Origin of the sequence: Pseudomonas sp. K5002, from assembly GCF_013386655.1 — a bacterium.
GTDB lineage: Bacteria > Pseudomonadota > Gammaproteobacteria > Pseudomonadales > Pseudomonadaceae > Aquipseudomonas.
The window spans coordinates 1-3,837 of sequence record NZ_JACARK010000611.1; the positions used below are offsets into that span (position 1 = coordinate 1).

Annotated in this window: 3 protein-coding genes and 1 pseudogene; all 4 read right to left on the bottom strand. The window is 62.6% G+C overall.

All coding sequences use genetic code 11. The annotated features are described in order from the left end of the window. A pseudogene (locus HX846_RS24730) lies at positions 1-226 on the bottom strand (iron chelate uptake ABC transporter family permease subunit); the annotation flags it as partial. After that, a complete protein-coding gene (locus HX846_RS24735; RefSeq protein ID WP_178966275.1) occupies positions 223-1,170 on the bottom strand; it encodes an ABC transporter substrate-binding protein in 948 nt (315 codons plus the stop codon). The gene HX846_RS24735 and the pseudogene HX846_RS24730, both read right to left, overlap by 4 nt. After that, positions 1,167-1,955: an ABC transporter ATP-binding protein gene (locus HX846_RS24740; protein ID WP_178966276.1), complete on the bottom strand. Its 789-nt coding sequence runs from the start codon at positions 1,953-1,955 to the stop codon at positions 1,167-1,169. Before HX846_RS24740 ends, HX846_RS24735 begins: the two co-directional genes overlap by 4 nt. Positions 1,956-2,094: 139 nt before the next feature. Beyond that, on the bottom strand, positions 2,095-3,837 hold a 1,743-nt coding region (locus HX846_RS24745), incomplete at its 5' end, for a TonB-dependent siderophore receptor (RefSeq protein WP_178966277.1).

Consider the following 3,837-nt stretch of genomic DNA (forward strand, 5'->3'; position numbering starts at 1 on the left):
CCACCAATGCGCCGAGCAGCATGCGCGGCACGCGGATCAGCCACACGATATGTTCCTGCCCCGCGCTCCAGTCCATCTCGCCAACGCCGAAGGCTTTATGCAGCAGGATCCGCCACACCACGTCCACCGGTACCCGCGCCGAGCCGAATCCCAGCGAGACCACGCACGAGATCAGCAACAACGCGCCGAGGGCACTCAGCAGCAGGGCATAGCGACGGGTGATCATTCGCCGTGGAACCCCTTGGCCAGGGTTTCAACCGCCAGCACGTTGTCGATGCCTGGCGTGGCTTGCACGTAGGGGATCACGATAAAGCGCTGGTTCTTGATCGCGTCCACCGATTGCAGCGCCGGGTTGTTCAGCAGGAACTGCTCTTTTTGCTCGGCGGTGATTTCGCTGTAGTCGACGATCACGATGACCTGCGGGTTGCGCTCCACCACGGTTTCCCAGTTGACCCGGGTCCAGCTGGCGTCCACGTCATCGAGAATGTTGCGCCCACCGGCGGCGTCGATCAGCGCCTGGGGCATGCCCAGGCGGCCGGAGGTCATGGCGCGGTCTTCGCCGCTGTCGTAGAGGAACACGCGAGGCTTGTCGGCCGGCAGGTTTTCCTGCACTTGGGCGACCTGTGCCTGCATCTGCACGATCAGTGCATTGGCGCGGTCCTGCACATCGAAGATCTTGCCCAGGTTGCGCAGGTCGTTATAGGTGTCTTCCAGGGTGGCCGCCGGGCGCTTCATCACGAAGGCACAGGACTCGGTCAGCTCGTAGACGTTGATGCCCAACGGTTGCAGGGTTTGCGGGGTGAGGTCGCCACCGACGCGCATGCCGTAGTCCCAGCCGGCGAAGAAGAAGTCGACGTTGGCGTTGAGCAGGGTTTCCACCGACGGGTATTTGCTCGCCAGTTCCGGCAGGCCGTCGAGAATCTGCGCCATTTCCGGGGTGACCGACTTCCAGCCGGTCACGCCGCTGTAGCCGGCCATGTGCGACTTGAGGCCCAGGGCGAGCATCATCTGGGTCATGTTGATGTCGTGGCTGACAGCGTGTTTCGGCGCCTCGGCGAAGGTCACTTCGCGGTTGCAGCTCTGGATTTTCAGCGGGTAATGGGTCGCTTCGGCGAACGCCTGGGAAGTGCCGAGCAGCAACGCGAGAGACAGCAGGGAGCGCAGGATCATGGTTGGGTTATCCAGGTGATTCGGGGGTAGCCGGACAAGGGGTGAGTGTCGATCAATGCTTCAACGCCGAACACCTCGCGCAGCAATTCGGCGGTCAGCACTTCGTGAGGTGTGCCGCTGGCGACGATGCGCCCGTGGTTGATCACATACAGCCGATCGCAGAACGCCGCGGCCAGGTTCAGGTCATGAATGCTGGCGAGGGTGCCGATGTTCAGGCGCTTGACCAGTTGCAGCAATTGCAACTGGTAGCGCGGGTCGAGGTGGTTGGTCGGTTCGTCGAGGATCAGCAGTTGCGGTTGCTGGGCCAGGGCGCGGGCGAGGATCACCCGCTGTTTTTCTCCGCCCGAGAGGGTGGCGAAGGCGTGGTCTTCAAAGCCCAGCAGGCCGACGGATTCGAGGGCCTGGCGGATCAGGTTCTGGTCTTCAAGCGTATCGCTGTCGAACAGGCCCTTGTGCGGTGTGCGGCCCATGGCGACCACTTCATCCACCCGCAGGCCGAAGGCGTCGGGAAACTCCTGGAGCACCACGGCAATGCGTTGCGCGCACCACTTCGAGGATTGCTTCCAGACGTTCTGGTGTTCCAGCAGCACCTCACCGTCAACCGGTTTGCTGAACCGATAGGCGCAGCGCAGCAGGCTGGTCTTGCCGCTGCCGTTGGGGCCGATCAGCCCGACGAACTCACCGGCGCTCACGTGCAGGCTGGCGTCACGCAGTTGGAACTGGTGATGACAGTGCTCGTGGCCTGGTGGGGTCCAGGCGAGGGCGGTGAGGTTGAGTGAGGTCATCTTTACTCTCAGGTCCAACACAGGACAAATGTGGGAGCGGGCTTACTCGCGAAAGCGGTGGATCAGTAACAGATACAGTGCCTGACACACCGCATTCGCGAGCAAGCCCGCTCCCACATTTGGACAGTGTTGCGTTCAGTTAGAAGGTGTAGTCCGCCGTCACGAAGAGCGAGCGCGGCTCGCCCAGGATCCATTGCTGGCCGTCGTTGTATTGGCTGACGGCGTAAGTGCGGTCGAACAGGTTATTCAATTGCAGGCCCAATGTCGTGTTGCGCATGGCTTTCCATGAAACGCTGGCGTCGACCACGGTGTAGCTCGGCACTTCGCTGGTGTTGGCGGTGTTGGCGAAACGCGAGTCTACATAACGCACGCCCGCACCGGCACGCACGTCGTCATTGATGGCCTTGCTCAGCCACAGGTTGGCGGTGCGACGCGGCACGTCGGTGGGGCGGTTACCGTCGCGGGACACGGACTGGCCGTTGACCACTTCGGAGAAGTCGTCGTACTGCGCCCGCACGATCGCAGCGTTGGCTTGCAGTTGCCAGGCATCGGGCAGTTGCAGGTCGAGGCTGGCTTCCAGGCCGTTGGAGGATTGCTGGCCGACTTGTTCCTTGAGGGTGGTGCCTGGAACGCTCACCAACAGTTTCTTTTTGACGATGTGGTAGGCCGCCAGGGTCCATTCACCACGGGAATCCCAGAACGCCTGCTTGAGGCCGATCTCGGTTTGCTTGGCGGTGGACAGGCCGAACTGCTGCTGGCTCGGGCTCAGGGTGATCAGGCTGCCAACGCCGTCAGTGCTGGTGGCGTATTGGGCGTAGACCGAGGTGTCCGGGGTGATCGCGTAGACCAGGCCGGCTTTCCAGTTGTTGCCGGTAAAGGTCTTGTTGGCGTCGCTGCCATCCACCAGGGAGTCACTGTCGATGTGCAGGTAATCGCGGCGCACGCCGGTGATCAGCGACAGTTTATCGGTCAGTTGCAGGCGGTTTTCGGCGAACGCGGCCAGCTGTTTGGTGGTGCTGACGGACTGCGGGACGAAGGGGCTGGCGCTTTCAAACGGCTGCGGTACCGGGTGGTTGATGTCCACCGGTTGGCCGGCGTTCGTCAGGTCATCGAACGGCGAGTTGCTGGCCAGGCGGAAGCGAATGCGGTTGTACTCCACCCCCGTCACCGTCTGGCTGTCGAGGCCGAACAGCGTGTGCTTGAAAGTGAAGGTCTGGCGGTCGCCCACCTGTTCCTGGTTGTGCTTGATGCCCAGGTAGCTCTGGCGCACCAGGCCGCCGTCGACGTAGTTGTAGCTCTCGGCGTTCTGCCAGCGCCGCTGGTTTTTCAGGTAGGACAGTTCGTTGGTGGCGGTGACGTTGTCGTTGATCTGCCACTCGCTGGTCAGGCGCGTCCACTGGTCGTTGTAGTGCTGGATATCGTTGCTGACGTTGTAGTTCTTGTCCCGCAGGCCCTTGTGCAACTGGCCGTTGATCAGCGGTGTGCCGTAGTCGTTTTGCGGGGTCTGGTCGCCGTAGTCGGAGGCCAGGGTGAAGCTCAGGTTATCCGCCGCCTGCCAGCGCAGGGCACCGCTGACGAAGTCGCTGCCGGAGTCGCCACGGTCGATGAAGCCGTTGCTGCGCAGGCGGTTGATGTTCAGGCGATAGCTCAGGGTGTCGGTCAGCGAGCCGCCGCTGTCGAGGGCTTGCTGCTGGCGGTCATAAGAACCGTAGCCCAGGCGGATATGGTTTTCGATCTCGCCCTCGAAGGGTTTCTTCGCGATGGTGTTGATCACCGCGCCGGTGGCGCCCTGGCCGTACATCACCGAGGCCGGGCCGCGCAGTACGTCCACCCGCTCAACGGACCAGGTGTCCACCGGGAAGGTGGAAGTGCCCGCGCCATC

Coding starts and splice junctions, on each gene's coding strand:
- HX846_RS24735 (WP_178966275.1), bottom strand. CDS start 1,170: ATGATCCTGCGCTCCCTGCTGTCTCTCGCGTTGCTGCTCGGCACTTCC.
- HX846_RS24740 (WP_178966276.1), bottom strand. CDS start 1,955: ATGACCTCACTCAACCTCACCGCCCTCGCCTGGACCCCACCAGGCCAC.